Source organism: Methylobacterium phyllosphaerae, assembly GCF_001936175.1.
Classification (GTDB): domain Bacteria; phylum Pseudomonadota; class Alphaproteobacteria; order Rhizobiales; family Beijerinckiaceae; genus Methylobacterium; species Methylobacterium fujisawaense.
Genome location: NZ_CP015367.1, coordinates 3,395,944 through 3,419,144, shown reverse-complemented (window position 1 = coordinate 3,419,144; position 23,201 = coordinate 3,395,944). Strand labels below are relative to the sequence as shown.

Here is a 23,201-nt window from a genome sequence, read left to right as displayed (position 1 = left end):
CGATCAGCGTGCGCCGAGGGCGTCACGCTCCGCCGCCAGATGGACCATCAGCCGCTCGGCGAGGCGCCCCGGCGGCCGTCCCGCCGGCCGCACCAGCACGGTCTCGATGGGGATCTCGGGCCGGAACGGCCGCAGCACGATGGGCCATCCGCCGAGAGCCCGGGCCGGGACCGGGTCGACGATGGCGACTCCGAGACCTTCGGCGACGAGGCCGCAGCGCGCCGCGGTGTACTCGGCCATCAGGGCGAAATGCGGGGTCACGCCGGCCTGCGCGAAGGCCGCCTCGGTCGCCGCCTGCACGGGACTCGATCCGGCCGCGATCAACGGCACATCGGCGAGATCCGCCGCCGTGATGGCCCGTCGGCGGGCCAGGGCGTGCCCGCGGGGCAGCACGCACACGGCGGCGACCCGCAGGAATGTCTCGGCGATCACGCCCGCATGGCCGGACCGCGGCCGGGCCAGTCCGAGATCGCATTGGCCCGAGGCGGCCCAGGACCAGATCGTGTCCGGGCTCGGGACGTGGACGGAAATGCGGAGACCGGGGCATTCCGCGTCGAGCCGCCGGATCGCGCGGGGCAGCAGCCCGGCGGCCAGGGAAGGCTGACAGGCAACGCGGAGACCGCCGGTGCCGCGCTCGCGGATGCGGCACGCGGCTTGTCGCAGGTGATCCAGCCCGGCGAACGTCTGCGCAACCTCGTGGGCGAAGGCCTCGCCTTCCGGGGTCGGGAGGGCGCTGCCGTGGCCGCGCACGAACAGCGTGAAGCCGAGTGTCGCCTCGAGCTGTGCGATGGCACGACTGATGTGGGGTTGACCGATCCCCAGGACCTCGGCGGCACGCGTCATGCCGCCGTGACGCATCACGGCGCGGAAGAGGTCGAGATGCGCGGGGTTGATCATGCCGAACGTGCATGGAATCGGGTCTTGGCGGCATTTGACGGCATCGACCGTGCCGGTTGTCAATGAGGCCCGGCACCCTGACCCGAGAGGCCCGTTCTCGATGCTCGCCTTCGCACTCTCCGCCCTGCTCGCCGTCCTGGCGGGCGCCGGACTCGTCCTGCAGCAGATCCTGAACGCCAACCTGCGCGCGGGCCTCGACTCGGCGTCCTGGGCTGGCGTCTCCAGTTACGCCGTCGGTCTCGCCTGCATGGCTCTGCTCGCCGTAGCCCTGCGCGATCCCGCCCCGGCCGTAAGCGTGGCCGGGCGGATCCCGTGGTGGACTTGGAGCGGCGGCCTGTTCGGCGCGCTGTTCATCGGGCTCGCCATCCTGCTCGTCCCGAAGCTCGGCGCAGCGACCTTCTTCGCCCTTCTGGTCACGGGCCAGATGCTCGCCTCGCTGCTGTTCGATCAGGTCGGCCTGCTCGGCCTGGCGCAACGGCCCGTCGATCTGCCCCGCCTCTTCGGGGTCGCGCTCCTGATCGGCGGCGTCGTGCTGATCCGCCGGTAGAGCCGGGTCCGCGTCACGGCGTCTCCGCCAGCAACCCCTCGACGAAGGTGGTGAGGCCGGTGCGGCGCGTCCGCCGGAGCCGCTCCGCCGCCAGGATGCCCTGGAGGGCCCGGAAGGCGTTCTGCAGGTCGTCGTTGACGATGACGTAGTCGTACTCGACCCAGCGTTGGATCTCGGTCCGGGCATTGGCGAGACGCTTCTCGATCGTCTCGGCCGAATCCTCCGCCCGGCGCTCCAGGCGCTGGCGCAGCTCGGCCATGCTGGGCGGCAGGATGAAGACCGTCACCACGTCCTGGGCGAGCTTGGAGCGCACCTGCCGCGTGCCCTGGTAGTCGATGTCGAAGATCATGTCCCGGCCGGAGCCGAGCACCTTTTCCACCGGCCGCCGGGGCGTGCCGTAGAAATTGCCATGGACCTCCGCCCATTCGAGCAGGTCGTCCCGGTTGCGCAGGTCGTCGAAGGCCTCGCGATCGATGAAGTGGTAGTGTCGCCCGTCGATCTCGGAGGGGCGGCGCCCCCGCGTGGTCACGGAGATCGACAGGTCCAGCGCCCAGCTCGGATCCTGGGCGATCGCCCGCGTCAGGGTCGTCTTCCCCGCCCCGGAGGGCGAGGAGAGGATCAGGATCAACCCCCGCCGCGCGATGGAATCGGAGACGCTCCCACCCTGCTCGGTCATGCGCGTGGCTCCCCGACGTTTCGCATCCGTACTCTCACATCCTGATCCGGCATCATTCGATGTTCTGGACCTGCTCGCGGAACTGCTCGACCACGGCCTTCAGGTCCAGGCCGATCCGCGACAGGCTGATGTCGTTGGCCTTGGCGCACAGCGTGTTGGACTCGCGGCCGAACTCCTGGGCGATGAAGTCCAGGCGCCGGCCGATCGCGCCGCCGGCCGCCAGCAGCTCCCGGGCGCTCGTCACATGGGCCCGAAGCCGGTCCAGTTCCTCGCGCACGTCCGCCTTGCCGGCGAGCAGCATCGCCTCCTGATGCAGACGGTCCGGATCGAGGCCGCTGCCGCCCAGCGCCGCGACGGCCGCCTCCAGACGCGCCCGCACGGCCTCGGGCTGACGCGCGGGATTCGCCTCCGCGGCCTCGGTCAGCGCGGCGATCCGGTCGACCTGGCCGATGACGACCTGTTCGAGCTGCCGCCCCTCCGCGCGGCGGGCCTCGACGAGATCCGCGACCAGCTGGACCACGCCTGCGGCCAGATCCCGGGCGAGGGCGTCGGTGTCCGCCGCCTCGTCCTCGACCTCGATCACGCCGCGGACGCCGAGCAGCCCGTCCATCGTGGCGGGGGCCACGCCCTCGGGGACCGGCACCCGGGCCACCGCCTGGGCGAGACTCGCCAGCAGCGTCTCGTTGATCCGCACCCGCGCGGTGGTCTCCGGCTTGGTGAGCGTCAGGGTCAGCTGGCACTGGCCGCGGGTCAGGGTCTTCTGCAGGGCGGTGCGGGCGGTCTCGCCGAGCCCGTCATAGCCGGCCGGCACACGGGTGCGCACGTCGAGGCTGCGCCCGTTGACGCTGCGGACCTCCCAGACCCAGTGGACCGGTCCGGTACTGCCGGCCGCCCGGGCGAAACCGGTCATGCTCGTGATCTGGGCCACGCCGACCCCCGTCCCCGTGAAGATCGGGGCCTGTAGCACGGATCTCTCCACGGGGAAGAGGCCGGTCCCTGCTACGGACCCATCCCGGCCCGCGCGCGGGTCCCGTCGCCCCCGCGCCACCGAGGACGTCACGGATCGACTTTCGTACGACGCCGCCAACATTGCATTTCAAGATCAAGTTGTGTTCGTAGGTCCGGGTCGTTTTCACAAGAACCCGGATGGCGCATGCCACGATCAGTGTTGACCAGGTCCGCGCTCACGCCGTTCGGCATGTCCGCGCTGGGCGTCGGCATGTGGGAGGACGTGCCGCATCTGGGACGCGTGCGCGGGGATGCGACGATGGCCCGGATCTTCGGGCTGACCGAGGCCGAGGCGGCGCAGGGCGTGAGCTGGGAGCAGCTCTCCGCGCTCTTCCATCCGGAGGACCTCGCCCGGGACCAGATTCAGCGCCGCCGTGTCCGCGACGAGGGCGGCCTCTTCGCGTGGGAGCATCGCATCGTGCCCGCCCCCGGGCTCGTACGCTGGGTGCTGGCCCGCGGCCGGTTCGAGCGCCGCGCGGACGGGCTGGTCTATGGGCGTGGGATCGTGATCGACATCACCGACAGCCGGACCGAGGGGCCGTTCGAGCCCCCGGCGGGCTTTCTCGGGGCGCCGGCCGAGCAGGGCTCCGTCGTCGAGCAGATGGCGGATGGCGCGATGCGTCTGTGGGAGCGCCTCGGCGATCTCGGGCTCGACGAGGCGAAGCGGGTGCAGCCGCTGCTGGAGGCCCTGCTGTATGAGCTGGGACGCCAGATCGCGGCGTCCCTGTCGGGTCCTCCTCCGAACGGGCAGCGGCGCCCGCGAAACCCGAAGGCGCATTGAGCCCTGCGTGAGCCCGGCGCGGCTGCGTCACGTCTGACGACGCGTCGCAGCAGTCCGGTCGGAGCTAATCCCTAGCGCCGGCCCCGGGGCGCCGGGGCCGGTTCGCTCAGGGCCGGTACCGTCTTGGGCGAGCCCAGGTCGTAGCTGCGGTTCTTCAGGGGGTCGAGGCGCGTGCCCTCGGAGGCGTCGAAGGCCCGCGAACCCGGCGCGCCCGTATCCGCGGCGAAGGCCGCGTTGGTGTTGATCCCGTTGGCCGCAGGCGCACCGCCCGGCGCGTAGGCCGAGGCGCGGCCCGGCGTCGCCGGGTCCGGACCCGGCTCGACCTTGTCGACGGCGTCCGGCGGCGCCTGCCGGCTCTTCTCCACGGCCCGCCAGCGGGCGACGTTGCGCTGATGCGCCTCGAGGGAGTCGGCGAAGGCGTGGCCGCCGGTGCCGTCCGCCACGAAGTAGAGGTCCTTCGTCCGGGAGGGGTTGGCCACCGCCTCCAGGGCGGCCCGGCCGGGATTGGCGATCGGCCCCGGCGGCAGGCCTTCGATGACGTAGGTGTTGTAGGGCGTCGGCCGGTCGATCTCCGACCGGAGGATGCCGCGCCCGAGGGTGCCGCGGCCCCCCACGAGGCCGTAGACGATCGTCGGGTCGGATTGCAGCTTCATCCGCTTGTTCAGGCGGTTGATAAAGACGCCGGCCACCCGGGGCCGCTCGTCGGCACGGCCGGTCTCCTTCTCCACGATGGAGGCGAGGGTGACCATCTCGGCCGGGGTCCGCACCGGCACGTCGGCGCTGCGCCGCAGCCAGATCTGGTTCAGAACCTCGCGCTGCTTGGCCTTCATCAGGTTGACGATCTGCTGACGGGTGGTCCCGCGCTCGAACTTGTAGGTGTCGGGGAGGAGCGAACCTTCCGGGGGGATCTCGTTGATCTCGCCGGTGAGCACGTCATTGTCGTTGAGGCGGCTGACGATCTGCTCGGAGGTCAGGCCCTCCGGGAAGGTGATGGCGTGCTGGACCTGCCGGCCGGTGGCGATGGTGTCGAGGGCGTCGGAGATGCTCGCATGCGCCTTGAACACGTATTCCCCGGCCCGGAGCGCCGGCCGGCCGCCGAAGCGGGCGGCGAACTCGAACAGGCCGGTATGGTCGATCACGCCCTCGCGCTTCAGGGTCTCGGCGATCTCCGCCGTTCCGCTGTGGGTCGGGATCACAACAACCTTGTCGGTCGCGAGCGGCCCCGGCTCGCGCACCTGCCGCTGGAACAGCGTGATCCCGATCATCGCCGCGATGGCGATGACGACCGCGAAGGTCAGGGCTCCGCTGATGAGGCCCACGAGGCCGCTCCGCTCGCGCTCGGGCTTCTCCGGGGGCGGGGGCGCGACCGTCGGCTTGATCGCCTCGCCGGGGGAGCGCGGCGAGAGCCGTTGCGGCAGGGCGGGCTCGCCCGTCGGATCCTGCGCGGTGGTTTCGGGCGCGGGCGTCTTTGAGCGGCGGAAGAACATCGGGATCCTGTCTGGGCCCGCGCGACCCGTCACGCGTTGCGGGCCGGGATCGGCTGCCCGCAACCGGGTGCGCACGTCGAGGCGCTAGACCCTAGCCGGGTTTGTGGCGAAATTGCCGTTTCGCGGCGCAGTGACGCACGGTTCGACGCAAGGTTCGACGCAAGGTTCGTTGCGGTCAGTCCGGGGGCTGGCAGGTCGCGCAGAAGAAAGTCGAGCGGTTCGCCTGGACGATGCGGGTGATGGAACCGCCGCATCCCGGCCGGCTGCAGGACAATCCGACTCGGTCGTAAACCCGGAAGGCGTGCTGGAACGCCCCCGCGCTGCCATCCGTGTGGGCGTAGTCGCGCAGGGTCGAGCCGCCGGCCTCCACGGCCTCCTGCAGGACCTTCACGATCGCCTTGGCGAGGGCGTTGGCCTTGGGCGTCGGGCGCCCGTCGGGCCGGACGAGGCTCCCGGCCGGGGCCTCGGGGTGCAGGCGCGCCCGGTGCAGCGCCTCGCACACGTAGATGTTGCCGAGGCCTGCGATCAGGCGCTGGTCGAGCAGGGCGGCCTTCAGCGGCGTGATCTTGTGGCGGAAGAGCTGCGCGATCACCGCGCCCGTCAGTCCGTCGAGGGGCTCGATGCCCATCCTAGCGAAGTGGCGGCAGCGGGCGAGATCCGCGCTCGGGACCAGATCCATGAAGCCGAAGCGGCGGGCGTCGTTGTAGGTCACCGTGGCGCCGGTGCTCATCGCCATGACCACATGGTCGTGCTTGGGCGTGCCCTGGGCCCCTTCGAGGTAGAAATCCCCCGGCGACAGGTTGCTGCCGTCCGGCAGGGCCACGTCGAACCGCCCACTCATGCCGAGATGCATGACCAGGGTCTCGCCCGAGTCGAGCGCGGCGGTGAGGTATTTCGCCCGGCGCGCGAGGTCCGTGACGGTCCGCCCCTCCAGCCGGGCGGCGAAGCGATCCGGGAAGGGGAAGCGCAGGTTGGCCCGGCGCAGGGTGACACGGCTGAAGCGGGCTCCGACCAGGGCGGGCGCCAAGCCCCGCCGCACCGTCTCGACTTCGGGAAGCTCCGGCATCTCTCTCGCGACTTTGCGTGCGTGGCGCCTCATGCGCCGGCTCCGGATATCGGCGGGATCGGTCCGGGCCGCAACCGCGCGGCTCCGGCGCGGTTTGCCGCGCAGGCTGCGGACACCGGTGAACGGGCCGCTGCGCGCCGTGCGGCGCCGGGTTCCGGACCCCTATCGGCGCCGCAGACGGACGTAGAGCGCGCCGCCGCCGCCATGGTGGCGGGCGGCCTCCTCGAAGCCGAGGACGATGCCGCGCAGTTCCGGCCCCCGCAGCCAGTGCGGTACGCTGCGGCGGAGCACCCCGCGCTCGGCGAAGGCCTCCGCGTAATCCGGTCCGCCCTTGCCGGTCACGACCAGCACGTAGGAATGCCCGGCGGCCCGCGCCCGGAGCAGGAAGCCCGTCAGCGCGGCATGGGCCTCCGTCTGCACCATCCCGTGCAGGTCGATCCGCGCCTCGATCGCCAGTCGCCCGCGGCGCAGGCCGACCTTGGCGGTCCGCTCCAGGCTGGTGCTCGGGCTGTGGCGCTGCGGCGGCGGCTGATACGGCGCGGCGGTTGCCGGACGCGGCGGCTCCGGTGCCGGTTTCGGCGGATGCTTCGCCCGCGGCCTCTTGGCGGTTGGCGGCGCGCTGGGCTTCAGGATCGGGGCCGACAGGGGCGGCATGGCGGCGGTCGGGGGCGCCGGCGGTGGGGGAAGTTCGGGGGTCGGGGACGCGCGGCCCGGCAACGGCGTCACCAGCTTGGCGATCGCGTCCCAGAGGCGGACCTCGCCCGCGGTCAGGCGGCGCCCGCGGCGCGGGGGCCTCACGGTGCGGCTCCGGGCGCAGCGGCGCGGCGCGGCAACAGGACCACGAATCCGATGGCGTCGCGGAGGTTTCCGGCGACCACGCCGGCCGCAGGACCGGTGCCGACGAAGAGGTCGCCGCGGGCAGGGCCGACGATCGCCGATCCGGTATCGGCGGCGATGACGAGGCGCCCGGTAGCGTCCGGGGCTCCGTCCTGCGCCGCGCCGGGCAGCGGCCCCGCGAGCCAGAACGGCAGGCCGTACCGCCAGAGGGTCGAATCGACAGCCAGGCTGCGGCCCGGGCTGAGCGGCGCGTTCGCGGCGCCGGGCGGCCCGAGAGCCGGATCCGCGACCGGGGCGAGGCGGAAGAAGATGTACGAGGCGTTGGTGCGGATCAGGCGCTTGGCGATCTCGGGATGCGCGCGCAGCCAGCCGGTCCAGCGGGCGAGCGTCAGGCCCTCGAGCGGCAGATGCCCCTCTTGGACGATGAGCTTGGCCACCGCCGTATAGGGGCGTCCGTTGCGGCCGTCGTACAGCACCCGCACCGCGCGACCGTCCGGTAGCCGGACGCGCCCGGAGCCCTGGACCTGCAAGACCAGCAGATCGACCGCGTCGCGCAGCCACAGGATCGGCTTCGCATGCGCCCCGAGGGCTCCGTCGTCGATGGCGGCGCGGTCGGGATAGGGGGCAAATCCGTCCGCGGTGGCCCGCGCGGCGCGCAGGGTCGGATCGAGCCCCGGACGGGTTTCGCCGGGGGCGAGGGAGATCAGGTCGTCGGGACGGGCGAGCACCGGCGTCGGAAAATCCGGCCCGGGCGCGAGGGAGCCCGTGAGCTCCGGCTCGAAATAGCCGGTCAGGAAGCCGGGCCGATCCGCGCCGGGCCGATCGATGCGGAAGGCGTCGAACCGCTCGCGGAAGAACGCGGCGGCGTCCGGCACGGGGCCGGCCGCGGCCGTGCAGGCCTCGGCGAGGGCGGCCGGATCGCCCGCGACGCCGTCCGGCTGGGGCTGGGCGGGCGCCGGTGCCGCGCAGACCCGCCGGAAGGCGTCGAGCGCCGCCTCCGCCTGCGCACCGGGAAAGCCCGGCAGGTCCGCCGGGGCGACGGGGCTCAGGACCGCACCGCCGACCGCCGTCGGCGCGGCGGACACGGATGGACTCAGCAGGAACGCGAGGAGGGCGGCCGGGACTGCTCCGGACCGGGCATGGGGAATCGGCACGGCAAGATCGTCACGGCACGCCTGTCACGGGCTCAGGCGCCGGCCTCGGTGGCCACGAGCTGCCAGTTCGGGTCCCGCGAGCCGAGGGTGCGGGAGAAGGTCCAAACATCCGGAACCTCGACCACCGTCTCGGCACTGCCGTCCACCACCTTGCCGTCCGCGTTGCGGGTGGCGGTGATGAGGTTCGACAGGAAACGCACGGTGACGTGAGCCACCCGGTTGCGCACCTCGACGGCCACGATCTCGGCCTTGTCGATGGAGACGAAGGTGGTTTCCAGGGTCTGCCGGTTGCGCTCCCGCTCGGCGATCGCGCGTTCGAAAGCCTCGCCGACCTCCTTGGACAGCAGGCCGCGCAGGGTCTTCCGATCGCCCTTGGCGAAGGCGATCATGATGGCTTCGTAGGCGGATTTCGCGCCCTCGACGAAGGCGCGCGGGTCGAACCCGGGCTCCGCCTGGACGCAGGCCTCGAGGCCGCGGGCGACCTCGGATCCCGGCTCGGCGATCCCCCGCCAGTCCCGCGGCGCGGCGGCGGTCGGCGGCGCGGCCTGCACCCGGTCGGCACCCGGCAGCCGGACGACGTTGTCGCCGTCGGAACGCGCCTGCGGTTCGGTGCGGCTGCGGTCGACCGGCTTGAACGGCGAGCGTTCGGCGCCTGTCTTCTGACCGAGCACGGAGCGCAGACGCCAGATCACGAAGACGGCCAGCGCCAGGAAGATGATCGTTGTTACGTCGAAACTGTCCTGCATCACCGATCCGATGGTGGCCGCGGCGAGACCCTGTGCCCCTTGCTCAGGTCATGCCCGGTGCGGCGCCGGCTAAGCGCGCATAGGTCTGGCCGACTCATATCCGACCAACGCGCCGGGAGCGAGCCGGTTGTATCGTCGGGGTCAACTGGTCCCGCACGCAATCGCGATATGGGTTGCCGGTGCCGCCGGCGCCAGCGCCCGGTCACCTCGCCTGTCACTTCGCTTGTCCAGGCCCGGCGCGCGTGTTAGCGGCCCTGCCGTTTGGGTAGTTCCGCGGCGTGATCCAGCGGCTCCCGCCGCGACAACAACCCGCGCCGGCCCCGCCGGTCGATCGAGAAGGATGATCCGCATGGCCGATTCCCCGGCAGCGAACGGCAACGGCGGCGGCATGCCGCAGGGCGATGTGCCGACCATCAATGCCCTGGCGCAGTACACGAAGGATCTCTCCTTCGAGAATCCGAACGCCCCGCGCTCCCTTCAGCCCAAGGAGGGCCAGGGGCCGCAGATCAACATCCAGGTGAACGTCAACGCGCAGCAGCTCTCCGAGACCGATTTCGAGGTCGAGCTGAAGCTCGAGGGCGACGCCAAGATCCAGAACGAAGTGCTGTTCGCCTTCGAGGTGACCTATGCCGGCGTGTTCCGGCTGCTCAACATCCCGGCCGACCAGATCCATCCGGCGGTGATGATCGAGTGCCCGCGCCTGCTCTTCCCCTTCGCCCGCCAGATCGTGGCCGAGGCGGTGCGCAACGGCGGCTTCCCGCCCCTGTACATCGACCCGATCGATTTCGTCGGCCTCTACCGGCAGAAGGTGATGGAGCAGCAGGGCGCCCAGGGCCCGCTCGCCTCCTGAGGTGACGACCGGCGGCCGCGCGGCGGCCGCCGGGACTCCGAGAGGCCGCCGCCCGCGCGCACAGGGCGTCCGCTCAGGAGCGCGGCGCTCAGTGCGACGAAGCTGCCCGGCAGGTCGGGCAGTTCGAACCGGCCGCCGACCTTCCCGGCGCCTTCGGGTGCCGTGCTGGGCGCCAGGGCTGCCACCGCGCGCCTGCCCATCGCCGCCGCCGACGAGGACCCCGGTCCCGGTCAGGGCGGCCGCGCCGCGGACCGTGCAGGGTTTCGCCCGCTCTCTCGCCGAAGACGCTGCACGTCGCCCCGCATGTGGGTGTCGCCGCCCTGCTCCGCGACGGAGGCTGCGTTCCGGGCTTGACCGTTCCGGGGGCCCCGTTCACGTCCGGGGCCCGAAACGGCTCCAGGATCGCATGGCCCCCACCACAAACCTCGCCTTGATCAACCTGTTCATCGGGGACATCCAGGGCGGCCTCGGCCCCTTTCTGGGAACCTGGCTGGCGGAATCCGCCTCGTGGAGCCCCGCCCGGGTCGGCTTCGTCGTCACGCTGGTGGGGTTCGGCACGCTGTTCCTGAGCGGCCCGTTCGGTGCCCTGGTGGATCGGTTCCCCCGGCCACGCCTGCTGATCGCCCTGGCCTGCGGGGCGATCCTGGCGGGCACGCTGCTGCTCCTCCCGGCGCGCAGCTTTCCGGCGGTCCTGTGCGCGCAGCTGCTCGCCGCGGCCGGCGGCACCCTGCTGTTGCCGGCGGTCGCGTCGCTGACCCTCGGCATCGTCGGGAAGGACCGCTTCCCCGCCCAGCAGGGCCGCAACCAGGCCTTCAACCACATCGGCATCCTGGTCGCGGCGGGGGGCATCAGCCTCGGCACCGGCTATTTCGGGCCTGCGATCGCCTTCTGGGTCCTCGGCGGCATGGCTGTGGCGGCGATCGGCGCCACGCTGACGACGCCCGCCGGCGCCTGGAACCGGCGCCGCGCCGTCGGTTGGAAGGAGGACGACGCGGACGAACCCGAGCGCAGCGGCCTGCGTCAGGTTCTCGGCAACCGCCGTCTGCTGGTGCTGACCGTGGCGCTGACCCTGTTCAACCTGGGGAACGGCGGCATGCTCTCGCTGCTCGGGCAGAAGCTCGTGGCGACCGCGGCCGACGCCACCACGTGGACGGCGCGCTACGTCATGGTGGCGCAACTCGTCATGGTGCCCGTGGCTCTGTTTGCCGGTTCGCTGGCCGACAGGCGCGGACGCCGTCAATTGCTGATGGTGGCCTTCGCCGTGCTGCCGGTGCGCGCGCTCATGTCCGGATTGATCGACGATCCGGTGTGGCTGATCGCCGCCGAGGTGCTGGACGGCGTGGCCTCCGGCATCGTCGGGGTGGCGGTGCCCGTGGTGGTGGCGGACCTGACCTGGGGATCGGGCCGGACCCAGACGGCGCTCGGCAGCGTCAACGCGGTGCAGGGCGTGGGCGGCGCGCTCTCGAGTTGGTACGGCGGCCTGTCATACGGGCTGTTCGGCTGGTCCGGTGCCTTCCTGGCCCTCGGCGTGCCGGCGCTCGTCGCCCTGGCGCTCGTGATCTGGCTCGACGCCACCCCTGAGGCCGGCCGCCGCCGGCGCCGGCGGGAGCGGCGCAGCCCCGTTGTTCAGGAGGCGTAACGGGCGCGCGGCGATATCCCGCTCGCGACCACGGCACCGGCCCCCGTCATCGCACGCGCAGGCAGGTATATCCGCAGGCACACCCGCTGCGCCGGAGATGTCGGGCAGCCGGCCCGACCACGGCGGCCCGTCGCATGGGCGACCCTTCTGAAACACGAAAGCCCGGCCGCCGGGCCGGGCTTCGTGACGATGACGCTGCGTGCCGCTCAGCCGATATGGGGGCTGCCCGTGGCGGCGGGAAAGCGGTCGGCGAGCGCACGGCGCAGCTTTTCCAGGGCCCGGTTCTCGATCTGGCGGACCCGCTCCTTGGAGATGCCGAGCCGCTGGCCCAGGGCTTCCAGGGTCGCCTGATCCTCGGCGAGGCGGCGCTCGCGCAGGATGCGCAGCTCACGCTCGGACAGAACGGTCAGAGCCTGCTGCAGCCAGCTGAGGCGGCGCTCGCCGTCGACCGTGGCGCTCACGGTCTCGTCCGGCAGGTCGGCCCCGTCGACCAGGAAATCCATCCGCTCCGAGGACGCGTCGCTGTCCTCGCCCACGGGGGCGTTGAGCGACATGTCGGGGCCGGACAGGCGCGCATCCATCAGGGCGACGTCGTCACGGGAGACGCCGATCGCGCTGGCGATGCGGCGATGGATCTCGTCGCCGACATGTTCCTCGGTGGATTGCATCAACCGGGCGCGCAGCCGGCGCAGATTGAAGAACAGGGCCTTCTGCGCCGAGGAGGTCCCGCCGCGCACGATCGACCAGTTGCGCAGGATGTAATCCTGGATCGAGGCGCGGATCCACCACGTCGCATAGGTGGAGAAGCGGACGTCCCGCTCCGGCTCGAACCGGGCCGCGGCCTCCATCAGGCCGACATGCCCTTCCTGGACGAGGTCGGCCATGGGCAGGCCGTAGTGACGAAAACGCCCCGCCAGGGCGATGACGAGGCGCATATGGGCCGAGATCAGACGGTGGAGGGCCCGCTCGTCGCGCTCGTCCTTCCATCGGACGGCGAGGCCCCGCTCTTCTTCCCGGGCCAGGAAGGGCGCCTCCATGGCAGTCCGTATGAACTGCCGTCGAATTCCCGCGATCTCAGCCATCCGCCTGCCTCTTGTTGCCGAGTGCTGTTGCGGCGTCGGACCCAAGGGCCCGACGCGCAGGCGCCACCGGGGGGTGACGCCAGGCAACCGACAACGGAAGGCAAAACGGGAAAGTTCCGTCCCGATGCCCCACAATGCGACAACGCAGCGGCCACGAATTCGTGTTCCGTCGGGAAGACATGGGATCCCGCCCCGCGCCGTCCAGCCCAGGCCTTCGCGAACGGTCAGGGCCGTCGGGGGGAGCCGGCCGCGCGGACGCAAGAAAAAACCCGGCCACCAGGGCCGGGTTGAATGTCGTTGTCGCGATGCGATGCCCGCCTCAGGCGGCTTCCTCTTGAAGGTCGTCGCCCTCGCTGTCCCCCTCGGCCTCGGCTTCGGGCTCGGCCTCGTTCTTCGCCCGGCGGGGCGACTTGGCGAGGCTCTGCTCGATCAGCTTCAGCGCCTCGGTCTCGGTGATGCGGTTGACCGAAGAGATCTCGCGCACGATCCGGTCCAGAGCCGCCTCGTACAATTGGCGCTCGGAATAAGATTGCTCGGGCTGGGCCTCGGAGCGGAACAGGTCGCGCACGACCTCGGTGACGGAGAGCAGATCACCCGAGTTGATCTTGGCCTCGTATTCCTGCGCGCGGCGCGACCACATGGTGCGCTTGATCCGGGCGCGGCCGGTCAAAAGGTCGAGAGCCTTCTTCACCAGTTCCGGCTCGGCGAGCTTGCGCATGCCGACGCTGTTGGCCTTCGCTGTGGGGACGCGCAGGACCATCTTGTCCTTCTCGAACGAGACCACGAACAGCTCAAGCTTGTAGCCCGCGATTTCCTGCTCCTCGATCGCGGTGATGCGACCGACGCCGTGGGCCGGATACACGACAGCCTCGCCGGTCTTGAAGCCCTGCCGGCCTGTGGTCGTCGTCTTCTTGGCTGTGGTCATGCGAGAAGGGCCTCCACTGGCGCGCAGCGTTCGGCGCCGCGCGAAACCGTGTTCTTCCGGGCGGGACACCCGGTCTGCCTCGCCGCTCCCGAAACCCCCGCGCCCAGCGCGACGATCCCGGTCATTCCCCGGCGCGGCCGTGCAAACACCTGGCGCGTCCGCCGAAGTCTCCTTCGGCGGCCGATCGCGTACTACTCCTAACAACCGAAAATCGAAGGCGTTTCAGCCGGAGGGAGCACGTCAGGCGCAAGCGACGGCAGGCAGATTGTCTACCACAATCCGGCGCGCAGATCAAAGCATCCCTGAAGACGCACGCGCGGACCAAGCGCGGCGTCAAAGAGTTTTACACTGGTGCCATGGGACAGGAATGACCTGGCCGCGTATCTGGGCTTCGTATGACGCAGCCCCGAGGAGGCCTTCAGCGAAGCGGCGGGGCTGAAAAAACTTCCCGCCCACTGGAAAGCCGCGGGCGCATGCGCGTCAGATCCTGTGAATTCGCCCCGAGCTCAGTCGCCAGATCCAGGATTCGGCGAGAAATGCGCCTCCAGCTTTCCGGCCTTTCCGTCCCACTCCTTGGCGTCGGCCGGAGCTTCCTTCTTCTGCGTGATGTTCGGCCAGGTTTTGGCGTAGTCGGCGTTCAGCTTCAGCCACGTGTCCAGATTCGACTCCGTGTCGGGCTTGATCGCTTCGGCCGGGCATTCCGGCTCGCACACGCCGCAATCGATGCACTCATCCGGATGAATGACGAGCATGTTCTCGCCCTCATAGAAACAATCCACCGGACAGACCTCGACGCAGTCCGTGTATTTGCACTTGATGCAATTGTCGGTGACGACGTAGGTCATCGGATGTCTTCGTCCTAAAACTCGACTTGGCCCGGGCAGAGCCTGGGGACGGCCTGCGCGCGCCAGCGGGCGCTGCGAGGGGAACGCCGGTGAGGCCCGGCGCGGAGCCGGGCTTCGGAGGCCAACGGCTCTAGACCCTGCCTCCCGGGCTGACAAGCGCGTGTGCGCCGCATGCGGTCCGCGACGGTCCGCTCGCGCGGGGGCTGTGGCACAGCCTCATCACTCGTGCGTCTCGACCGGCGGCCCGCCGCCGGACAGATCGTCGTACAGCAGCCGCGCTTCCGGGGCGGGGCCGCGCCGTACGCCGAGGCCGAGGACCCTTACAGCCAGGGTCGCGTGCGGCGCGGCCACCGTCACCACGTCACCGATGCCGATCGCCCGCGCCGGGTTCTCGACCCGGCTGCCGTTCACCCGGACGAACCCGTCGGAGGCCAGCCGCGCTGCCAGGGACCGGGTCCGCGCGAAGCGCGCGAACCACAGCCATTTGTCGAGGCGCTGCCGGTCCTCCCGCATCCGCGGTGAAGGTCAGCGCTTCCCGCCGTCGCCGGCCTCAAGCTGCGCTTTCAGCGCGGCGAGCTTGGCGAAGGGCGAATCCGGGTCGGGCGCCCGCTCGCGCCGGGGCGGCCGCTGGTCAGGCCGCGGGCCGGCATGGCGCTGCTCCGCATTGCGCTGATCGTCGCGGCGTTCCGGCCGACCGCCCTCGAACCGGTCGCGGCGTGGACCGCGATCCCGTCCGGGCCGCGGGCCGCCCTCGCCACCCTCGGCGCGACGCTGCTCCGGCCGGCCGCCATCCGCGCGTCCCTGGCCCGGGTTCTGGCCCGGTTGGCCCGCATCCCGGCCGCGTCCCGCGCCGCGGGGGCGATTCTGCGGACGCTGGTGCGCCGGGCGCTGATGCCGCTGCAGGCGCCAGACGTCGATCTGCGGAACCTCCGCGGCGGGTTCGCCCTCCGCGGCCTTGCCTTCGGCCGCATCGGCCGCAGCGGGCTCCGCCTCGGCCGTGCCGGGCGCGGCCTCCTCGGTGGCGGAGACCGGCTCGGCGGCCGGCGCAGCCTCCTGGGGAGCCTGGTCCGATTGCTCCGATCCGGCGCCGGTCGCCTCCGCGTGCGGCGCATCGCCCGCGGGCTCCTCGGCCTGCTCTCCGGCGGTCGCATCGGCTGCGAGGTCCGACGCCTGATCCTCGGTCGGGGACGCCTCGGCCTCGACGGCCGGAACCTCATCCCCCGGGGAGGCGTGTTCCGCGGCGGTCTCGCCGTCCTCCGCGGCCGGAGCCTCGTCGCCGGCCGGCTCCGCGGCATCCGCCTGCGCGGCAATGGCCTCGTCGGAAGACGCCTCGGCCGGGGCGGCCTGTGCGGCCGGCGCCGTGGCCGCGGCGGGGACGAGCGGCACCGTGATGGCGGGGCCCGGACGCGTCTCCACGTTGTAGCCCAGGGACTTCAGGATCGAGGCGAAATCCTCGCCCGAGCAGCCGACCAGGGAGGTCATGCCGACGGTGGCCACGAAGCCGTCGCCGTCGGCCGTTCCGTCCGGTGGGGCGCCCGGGGTGGTGCCGGGGCGATAGGCGATGGCCGGGCGGATCAGGTCGGCGAGCCGCTCCAGGATGTCGACGCGCACCGCGCGCTCGCCGCTGACCCGGAAGCCGGCGGCGCGGTACAGCCCCTTGGCGATCTCGCGGTCCACCTTGATCGAGGTGCGGCCGGAGCCGGCCAGATGCGCGATCTCGTCGAGGCCGCGCTGGTCGAGGCCGCCGTTGCGCAGGGCCCAGAGCTGCGCCGCGAGCGTCCGCGGCGCCGGCTTGAGCAGGGCCGGCAGGAAGATGTGGTAGGCGCCGAAGCGGACGCCGTGGCGGCGCAGCGCCCCGCGGCCGTCCTGATCGAGGCTGCGCATCTCGTGCGCCACCTTCGAGCGTTCCAGCACGCCCAGCGCCTCGACGACCTGGTAGCCGATGCCCTTGGCGAGACCCGTAAGGTCCGCCGCGGTCTCGATCTCCATCAGAGGGCCGAGCAGGCGCACGATGTAGGCTTTCAGCCACGCATCCAGGCGGGCCTCCACCTTCTCGCGGTGCGCGCCGGTCAGGCTGTCGTCCGCCAGCAGACGGATCTGCGGGGCGAACAGCTTCTCGCCGGGGGTGAGCTTGGCCACCGGCGCGCCGGTCCACCGGATCGTGCCGTCATGCGAGAGCACGAGGGTCGAATCGGCGGTCGCGGCGAATCGTTCGGCCCGCGCCTCGATCTCGCCCGCGAGCGCCTTCTCGGCGGCGCTCCTCAGGGTCTTGGCCTCGTGCCCTTCGGCGCTGGCATCGGGAACGAACAGGAATCCGTGAAGGTGGCCGACATGCTGACCCTCGACGGTGACGTCACCGTCGGCGGTGATCTGGGCTTCGAGCATCGTGTTCTCTCTCAGGCGCCGCATCAGGACGCTGGTGCGCCGGTCGACGAAGCGGCTCGCGAGGCGTTCGTGCAGGGCGTCGGACAGTCTGTCCTCTACCCGACGTGTCTCGCCCTGCCAATGTTCCGGGTCGCGCAGCCAGTCGGGTCTGTTGGCGACGAAGGTCCAGGTGCGTCCCTGGGCGATCCGACGGGAAAGGGTGTCGATGTCGCCGTCGGTCCGATCGATCATGGCCACCTGCTCGGCGAACCACGTGTCGGGGATGCGGCCGGCCATCCCCTTCATGAGGAATCGGTAGAGCTGGGCCACCAGATCGGCGTGCACCTGCGGATGGACCTTGCGGTAGTCCGGCACGCCGCAGACGTCCCAGAGCCGCCTCACCGTGGCGGCGCTGCGCGCCATGTCGCGGATGTCGTCCTCCTTCATGAGGATCTCGAGGGCCTGCTGATCCTCGCCCATGGGGGCGCGGGTCAGCCCCGATTCGCGCGGGTGCTCGTCGAGACTCGCCTGCAAGCCCTCCAGGCTTCCGAAGCGCAGGTCCGGATTGCGCCATTGCAGGATGCGGAGGGGATCGAAGTCGTGGCTCTCGATCCGCTCCACCAGCTCGGCCTCGAAGGTCGGGCAGCGCCCGGTGGAGCCGAAGGTGCCGTCGGCGAGGTGGCGCCCGGCGCGGCCGGCGATCTGGCCCATCTCGGCGGGGGTGAGCTTGCGGAAGCGGGTGCCGTCGTACTTCCAGTTCGCCGCGAAGGCGACGTGGTCGACGTCGAGGTTGAGGCCCATCCCGACGGCATCGGTGGCGACGAGGTAGTCCACGTCGCCCGCCTGGTACATCTCGACCTGGGCGTTGCGGGTCCGGGGGGAGAGCGCGCCGAGCACCACTGCGGCGCCCCCGCGCTGACGCCGGATCAGCTCGGCAATGGCGTAGACCTCCTCGGCCGAGAACGCGACGATCGCGGTGCGCCGGGGCAGGCGCGACAGCCGCTTCTCCCCCGCGAAGGTCAGTTGCGAGAGCCGCGGCCGGGTCGTGGTGTGGACGTTGGGGATCAGGTCCTGAACCAAAGGCAGCATGGTCGAGGAGCCGATCAGGAGGGTTTCCTCCCGGCCGCGGACGTAGAGCAGGCGGTCGGTGAAGACGTGGCCGCGGTCCATGTCGGCGGCGAGCTGGATCTCGTCGATGGCCACGAAGGCCACGTCGAGGTCGCGAGGCATCGCCTCGATGGTGCAGATCCAGTAGCGCGGCCGGTCCGGCTTGATCTTCTCCTCGCCGGTGACCAGCGCGACCTTCTCGGGGCCGACCTTGGCGACGACGCGCAGGTAGACCTCCCGGGCGAGAAGCCGCAGGGGCAACCCGATCATCCCGGTCGGGTGCGCGAGCATCCGCTCGATGGCGAGATGCGTCTTGCCGGTGTTGGTCGGCCCGAGGACCGCGGTGACGCCGCGGGCGCGGGCATCGCGGGACAGCGAGCGGCTGGGCGAGGGGCGGAGCAGCGCGTCGATGGTCGGCGGTTCCTTCGAACGGGAAGGCCGTCGCGGCGCCGTCGCGGCGCGGGCGGGGAGGCGGGTTCGACCGGCCGGCCGCGTCTCAGGGACGGTAGGGCCGGGACGGTCCGCCCTCATATGGGATGCCGCCCCCGCCAGGTCCAATCTGGGGCGTGATCATCGGGAAGATGTCGATCTGCGTCGTCGGCGTGCCCGGCTGCGGTGCCACGTCGGCGCAGAGCGTGTCGGGCACCGCCACGAGGGGGCCGCGCCGCGGCGGCCGGTGCTCGACGACTTCGGCCGACGAGAACGCGTCGCCGCCGCAGCCCGGATCGGCGGTGCCGGCGCTCAGGGGCTGCGCGGCCGCCGGGCCGGTGACGACGGCCAAGGCGAGGGCGATTCGGAGAGCAAGCGGGCGCATCCGCCGATTATCGCCGGGAACGTGAAGATTTCCTCCACCTCCGGCCGCGCGCTCCGGAGCCGCCTCCTCTGGGCCCGCAGGCACGTGAGGGAGAGCGCCACGGTTTCAGGCCTCGCGCTGCCCGAGGGCGCGGCGCTCCGGGCTGAGGGCGGCGCGGGCTGCATCGACCGCGGGCTCCGAACGCCAGGCGGATCAGTCGACGCCTTCGACGAGGACCACCTCGCCGATCCCCGCCGGCCGGCGCTTGGCGACGGCGGCCTGGTACTCGGGCGAGAAATAGTAGGCGCGCGCCGCCTCGTAGGACTCGAATTCCAGCACGACGTTGCGCGGACGGGCCTCGCCCTCCAGCGCCTCGCAGCGGCCGCCGCGCACCAGCGGCGTGCAGCCATACTTGCGCATGGCCTCGGAGGCCAGGGCGGCGTACTCCTTGTAGGTCTCCGGATCGGTGACCGTCATCCGGACGATGATGTAGCCCTTGGGCATTGGCTGACCTCCCTGGCGCGGCTGTCGCGCCGCGCGGACGTGCCGGGAAAGCCGCGGGCGGTCAAACCGCCGCTACTGCCCGGGCAGGCTCGCCTGTGCGACGCTGGTGCCGGCGGCGCCGGCCGTCCCGGTCGTCCCCGCATTGCCGCCCTGGCTCCAGCGCGTCGCCTCGATGATGTTGGTGCCGATCGTGGTGAGCACCGAGATGCGCAGCGGGATCAGGACCCGCGTCCCCTCGACGGGGGCGAGCCAGACCGACATCTCGCGGTTCTCCTCCATGAACTTCACCCCCGGCCGGTCCGGGCGGTGGCCGGCCACCGCCTGGTAGCGGGCGTTGCAGACGAGCACCGGGCCGGCATAGCCGGGCTTCTGAACCGGGCGCGTCTCGGCGTAGCTCAGCACCACGTTGAAGCGGGTGGCGCCGTCGAAGACCGGCAGGGTGCGGTTGCAGTTTTCCGGATCGAGGGGCTCGCCGCGCCCCTGAGTCGGCATCAGCAGGGCGCTGACCGGGTCGATGATGCCGCGCTTGTTGGAGGCTGTGACCGGGACGCGGTCCTGCATGTCGACGAGGGGCGGCGTGATCTCGGCCTGGACAACGTTGCCGTGCGCCAGGGCCATGCGCACCGCGATGCCGGAACTGGCCGTCTGGGTCGCGATGGCGAAGGCGCCGGGCTGCGGTGCCGCCGCGAAGCTTCCGGAGGCCCTGGCCGAGCCCTTGCCGCCGGTGATCGCGCCGACGAGGCCCGTGAGCACCGCCGACACGTCCATAAGGTAGCGGTCGCGGTCGAACGAACCGGCCAGCCGCGCCGTGCCGATCGGCAGGCCGGCGAGGTTGATGCCGTAATCGACCGCCACGGTCGCGGCAGCCCCGGCGGCCCGCTTCGCGCGCGACGCCCGCGAGGCGGCATCGGCCGGAGCCATGAGGGCGGCGAGGGCGAGGAGGCTGCCCGCGAGGCGCCCGGCAGCGTGCTTTGTCACAGGCTTGATCATCCGACGGATTGGCGTGGCGCTCATGATCCGGATCGCATCCCAGGGCGGGCGGCCCAAGACACGCGCTCGGACACACCCTCTCGAACACCCCCGCGCGTCGGACGCCTCTCGAGGCCCGGAGCCGGGAGAGGCACCTTCCTGCAGGTGGAAGAAGGCTATATCCCGGCATCGTGGTTAACAGACCGTTGGGCGGCCGGGGCGGCCAGGGCGGCTCTGCGGTCGGCGGGCACCTTGACGCGGCGCGCCTTCGTCGCCTATAGGCTCGCGCCTTCAACAGGACTCCGCCGGACCTGGAACACGCAATGGGCGCCGCCTGCTGCGACGATGATCGCGCCGGTCGCGATCGGGTCTATTCGGGCGGAACGAGACGGGATCGTTTTTTATCATGGCGCGCCGCTGCGAACTCACCGGCAAGGCCGTTCAGGTCGGCCACCTCGTGAGCCACTCGAACCGCAAGACCAAGTGCCGGTTCCTGCCGAACCTGTGCAACGTCACCCTCCAGTCCGACGCGCTCGGCAAGCGCGTCCGTCTGCGGGTCACCGCGCACGCCCTGCGCTCCGTGGAGCACCGCGGTGGGCTCGACGCCTTCCTGATCAAGGCTGGCGAGGGTGACCTGTCGCAGACCGCCCGCCTCCTGAAGCGCGAGATCCACAAGAAGCTCGCCGAGGCCCCGGCCGTCGCGGCCTGAGTCTCCGGGCTTCACGCCATCCTTCATCGGACGGTTCGAACCGCCGTGGCCCCCGAGGCCGCGGCGGTTTCCGCTTGCGCGCAACAGGCACAGTGATCCGGAAGATCCCGTTCACGACCGCATCCTGAGGGGCCCGCGTCAGCGGGCCGCCAAGGAGGGCTCCAGGGATCGGGCGGCCTGACGGAGGTTTCCTTCGCGGCCTCCGCGGCGCTCCGGCATCTCAGGATGAGAGGCCGGAGCGGATGGGCCTCGAGGCCGAAGAAGGCCCGCGGACGGTCAGCGCCGCCCGCCCGCCGCGCCGCGCAGCATCCGGCCGGTCGGTGCCGGCGTGCCGTTCTCCTCGAACAGCTCCGCGAGCTTCTCGGTCATCGCCCCGCCGAGTTCCTCGGCGTCGATGATCGTCACGGCGCGGCGGTAATACCGCGTCACGTCGTGGCCGATGCCGATGGCGAGCAATTCCACCGGCGAGCGCGTCTCGATCTCCTCGATCATCCAGCGCAGGTGCCGTTCGAGGTAGTTGCCGGCATTGACCGACAGGGTCGAATCGTCCACCGGCGCGCCGTCTGAGATCACCATCAGAATCTTGCGCTGTTCCGGCCGGCCGAGCAGGCGCTTGTGCGCCCAATCCAACGCCTCGCCGTCGATATTTTCCTTGAGCAGACCTTCGCGCATCATCAGGCCGAGGTTCTTGCGCGCCCGCCGCCAGGGGGCGTCGGCCGATTTGTAGACGATGTGGCGCAGGTCGTTCAGGCGGCCGGGATTCGGCGGCTTGCCGGCGGCGAGCCACGCCTCGCGGCTCTGGCCGCCCTTCCAGGCCCGGGTGGTGAAGCCCAGGATCTCCACCTTCACGCCGCAGCGCTCCAGCGTCCGCGCCAGGATGTCGGCGCAGGTCGCCGCCACGGTGATCGGCCGGCCGCGCATCGAGCCGGAATTGTCGAGGAGCAGCGTGACGACCGTGTCGCGGAAGTTCGTATCCTTCTCCTGCTTGAAGGAGAGGGGCTGGTAGGGGTCGATGACCACGCGCACGAGCCGCGCCGGGTCGAGCTGACCTTCTTCCAGGTCGAAGTCCCAGGCGCGGTTCTGCTGGGCGAGGAGGCGACGCTGAAGCCGGTTGGCGAGGCGGCCGACCACCCCCTGCAGATGGGAGAGCTGCTTGTCGAGGTAGGAGCGCAGGCGCGCCAGCTCGTCGGCGTCGCACAGCTCCTCGGCGTGGATGACCTCGTCGAACCGGGGGTTGAACACCCGGTATTCAGGTCCACGCGCCTCGTTGCCCTGCCGCTGGGGCGGCCGCGAGGCCTCCGAGGCCTCCTCGGATTCCGCATCCTCCGCCTCCTCGGGCAGCTCGCCCGAGGGCGCATCGGCGGATTCCTGGGCGCCGTCCTCGATCTCGTCGGAGGCTTCCTCGGAGGTCTCGATCTCGGCGCGCTCGCCCTGGCTCTTCTCCTCCGAATCGCCCTCGCTCGGGTTCTGCTCCTCGTCCTGGGCGTCGTTCTCGTCGTCGTTCTCGTCATCCTCGGCGTCGAACGGCGTCTCGTCCGACATGTCGAGGGAGGTGAGGAGATCGCGCACCGAGCGGGCGAACTTGCGCTGGTCCTCGATCGAGCCGATCAGCCCGTCGAGATTCGGGCCGGCCTTGGACTCGATATGCTCGCGCCACAGTTCGACGATCTTGGTTGCAGCCTCGGGCGGCTTCTGGCCGGTCAGGCGCTCGCGCACCATCAGGGCGACCGCGTCCTCCATGGGGGCGTCGGCCCGGTCGGTGATGGTCTCGTACTTGCCGCCGCGGTGGTAGCGGTCCTCCAGCATCGCCGAGATGTTGCTGGCGACGCCCGCCATCCGGCGCGAGCCGATCGCCTCGACCCGGGCCTGCTCGACCGCGTCGTAGACTGCCCGGGCGGCGGCGTTCTCGGGGGCGAGGCGGCGATGGACGGCGACGTCGTGGCAGCCGAGCCGCAGCGCCATGGCGTCGGCATTGCCGCGCAGCACCGCGACGTCCTGCGCCGAGAGCTTGCGCGGCGGCTCGGGCAGCCGGGCCTTGTCGCCGGTGAGCGCCGGCCGGTCGGTGGCGTAGGTGACCTCGACCTCGGAGCGCCGGGCGATGGCGCGCAGGCAGCCGGCCACCGAGCGCTTCAGGGGCTCGGCCACGGGTTCGCGGCGCTCGCCGGGCTTGCGGTTGGAGATGGACATTCTGGCTACCGGTCGACGTCGACTTCGA

The 23,201-nt window shown here is 71.5% G+C and carries 22 protein-coding genes; 5 read left to right on the top strand and 17 right to left on the bottom strand.

What is annotated here, in order from left to right:
- Positions 1-3: 3 nt before the first annotated feature.
- Positions 4-897, bottom strand: coding sequence for a LysR family transcriptional regulator (locus MCBMB27_RS15490; protein WP_075380809.1), 894 nt, complete (start codon positions 895-897; stop codon positions 4-6).
- 100 nt (positions 898-997) lie between these two features.
- On the opposite strand from MCBMB27_RS15490, the gene MCBMB27_RS15485 reads away from it, so the two are divergent.
- A complete protein-coding gene (locus MCBMB27_RS15485; protein ID WP_075380808.1) occupies positions 998-1,444 on the top strand; it encodes a DMT family transporter in 447 nt (148 codons plus the stop codon).
- Positions 1,445-1,457: 13 nt separating this feature from the next.
- Here MCBMB27_RS15485 and gmk read toward each other — a convergent pair whose 3' ends face one another.
- Complete coding sequence (gmk, locus tag MCBMB27_RS15480) at positions 1,458-2,120, bottom strand: guanylate kinase (RefSeq protein WP_043354630.1); 663 nt, start codon at positions 2,118-2,120, stop codon at positions 1,458-1,460.
- A 52-nt stretch (positions 2,121-2,172) separates the two neighbouring features.
- A complete protein-coding gene (locus MCBMB27_RS15475) occupies positions 2,173-3,030 on the bottom strand; it encodes a YicC/YloC family endoribonuclease (RefSeq protein WP_043385162.1) in 858 nt (285 codons plus the stop codon).
- Between the two features lie 255 nt (positions 3,031-3,285).
- On the opposite strand from MCBMB27_RS15475, the gene MCBMB27_RS15470 reads away from it, so the two are divergent.
- Positions 3,286-3,909, top strand: coding sequence for a PAS domain-containing protein (locus MCBMB27_RS15470; RefSeq protein WP_236953004.1), 624 nt, complete (start codon positions 3,286-3,288; stop codon positions 3,907-3,909).
- A gap of 71 nt (positions 3,910-3,980) precedes the next feature.
- Here MCBMB27_RS15470 and mltG read toward each other — a convergent pair whose 3' ends face one another.
- From mltG to MCBMB27_RS15445, 5 genes are all read right to left on the bottom strand, one after another.
- Positions 3,981-5,396: an endolytic transglycosylase MltG gene (gene mltG, locus MCBMB27_RS15465; protein ID WP_075380806.1), complete on the bottom strand. Its 1,416-nt coding sequence runs from the start codon at positions 5,394-5,396 to the stop codon at positions 3,981-3,983.
- Between the two features lie 175 nt (positions 5,397-5,571).
- Positions 5,572-6,462 carry a bifunctional DNA-formamidopyrimidine glycosylase/DNA-(apurinic or apyrimidinic site) lyase gene (mutM, locus tag MCBMB27_RS15460; protein ID WP_075380805.1) on the bottom strand — a complete coding sequence of 297 codons (891 nt, stop codon included), beginning with the start codon at positions 6,460-6,462 and terminating at the stop codon, positions 5,572-5,574.
- Positions 6,463-6,624: 162 nt separating this feature from the next.
- On the bottom strand, positions 6,625-7,260 hold the full coding sequence (locus MCBMB27_RS15455; protein WP_075380804.1) for a Smr/MutS family protein: 636 nt from the start codon (positions 7,258-7,260) through the stop codon (positions 6,625-6,627).
- Positions 7,257-8,453, bottom strand: a complete 1,197-nt coding sequence (gene mltA, locus MCBMB27_RS15450; protein WP_170861813.1) for a murein transglycosylase A — start codon at positions 8,451-8,453, stop codon at positions 7,257-7,259. Before mltA ends, MCBMB27_RS15455 begins: the two co-directional genes overlap by 4 nt.
- A 32-nt stretch (positions 8,454-8,485) precedes the next feature.
- A complete protein-coding gene (locus MCBMB27_RS15445; RefSeq protein ID WP_043354619.1) occupies positions 8,486-9,199 on the bottom strand; it encodes a Tim44/TimA family putative adaptor protein in 714 nt (237 codons plus the stop codon).
- Positions 9,200-9,548: 349 nt separating this feature from the next.
- Here MCBMB27_RS15445 and secB point away from each other — a divergent pair, with 349 nt between their 5' ends.
- Both secB and MCBMB27_RS15435 read left to right on the top strand, forming a co-directional pair.
- Complete coding sequence (secB, locus tag MCBMB27_RS15440) at positions 9,549-10,049, top strand: protein-export chaperone SecB (RefSeq protein WP_012320646.1); 501 nt, start codon at positions 9,549-9,551, stop codon at positions 10,047-10,049.
- A gap of 406 nt (positions 10,050-10,455) precedes the next feature.
- A complete protein-coding gene (locus MCBMB27_RS15435; RefSeq protein WP_075380803.1) occupies positions 10,456-11,688 on the top strand; it encodes an MFS transporter in 1,233 nt (410 codons plus the stop codon).
- Between the two features lie 206 nt (positions 11,689-11,894).
- On the opposite strand, the gene MCBMB27_RS15430 is transcribed toward MCBMB27_RS15435, so the two are convergent.
- The 8 genes from MCBMB27_RS15430 to MCBMB27_RS15395 form a co-directional block, all read right to left on the bottom strand.
- Entirely contained in the window at positions 11,895-12,770 is an 876-nt protein-coding gene (locus tag MCBMB27_RS15430) for an RNA polymerase factor sigma-32 (RefSeq protein WP_012320644.1), read from the bottom strand.
- A gap of 319 nt (positions 12,771-13,089) precedes the next feature.
- Positions 13,090-13,695 carry a CarD family transcriptional regulator gene (locus MCBMB27_RS15425; RefSeq protein WP_043354614.1) on the bottom strand — a complete coding sequence of 202 codons (606 nt, stop codon included), beginning with the start codon at positions 13,693-13,695 and terminating at the stop codon, positions 13,090-13,092.
- Between the two features lie 506 nt (positions 13,696-14,201).
- A complete protein-coding gene (gene fdxA, locus MCBMB27_RS15420) occupies positions 14,202-14,540 on the bottom strand; it encodes a ferredoxin FdxA (protein WP_043354612.1) in 339 nt (112 codons plus the stop codon).
- A 219-nt stretch (positions 14,541-14,759) separates the two neighbouring features.
- Positions 14,760-15,053: an RNA-binding S4 domain-containing protein gene (locus MCBMB27_RS15415; protein ID WP_075380802.1), complete on the bottom strand. Its 294-nt coding sequence runs from the start codon at positions 15,051-15,053 to the stop codon at positions 14,760-14,762.
- Between the two features lie 12 nt (positions 15,054-15,065).
- Positions 15,066-18,542, bottom strand: coding sequence for a helicase-related protein (locus MCBMB27_RS15410; RefSeq protein WP_418287716.1), 3,477 nt, complete (start codon positions 18,540-18,542; stop codon positions 15,066-15,068).
- The gene (locus MCBMB27_RS15405; RefSeq protein WP_043351171.1) at positions 18,508-18,825 is read right to left on the bottom strand and encodes a hypothetical protein; all 318 of its coding nucleotides are present in this window, start codon (positions 18,823-18,825) and stop codon (positions 18,508-18,510) included. Before MCBMB27_RS15405 ends, MCBMB27_RS15410 begins: the two co-directional genes overlap by 35 nt.
- A 192-nt stretch (positions 18,826-19,017) precedes the next feature.
- Positions 19,018-19,308 (bottom strand): DUF1330 domain-containing protein, encoded by a 291-nt coding sequence (locus MCBMB27_RS15400; RefSeq protein WP_075380801.1) that lies wholly within the window; start codon positions 19,306-19,308, stop codon positions 19,018-19,020.
- Between the two features lie 72 nt (positions 19,309-19,380).
- A complete protein-coding gene (locus MCBMB27_RS15395; RefSeq protein ID WP_396652030.1) occupies positions 19,381-20,322 on the bottom strand; it encodes a DUF3108 domain-containing protein in 942 nt (313 codons plus the stop codon).
- A 361-nt stretch (positions 20,323-20,683) separates the two neighbouring features.
- On the opposite strand from MCBMB27_RS15395, the gene rpmB reads away from it, so the two are divergent.
- On the top strand, positions 20,684-20,986 hold the full coding sequence (rpmB, locus tag MCBMB27_RS15390; protein WP_043351177.1) for a 50S ribosomal protein L28: 303 nt from the start codon (positions 20,684-20,686) through the stop codon (positions 20,984-20,986).
- Between the two features lie 276 nt (positions 20,987-21,262).
- Here rpmB and cobT read toward each other — a convergent pair whose 3' ends face one another.
- Positions 21,263-23,173 carry a cobaltochelatase subunit CobT gene (cobT, locus tag MCBMB27_RS15385; RefSeq protein ID WP_075380800.1) on the bottom strand — a complete coding sequence of 637 codons (1,911 nt, stop codon included), beginning with the start codon at positions 23,171-23,173 and terminating at the stop codon, positions 21,263-21,265.
- Positions 23,174-23,201: the final 28 nt, after the last annotated feature.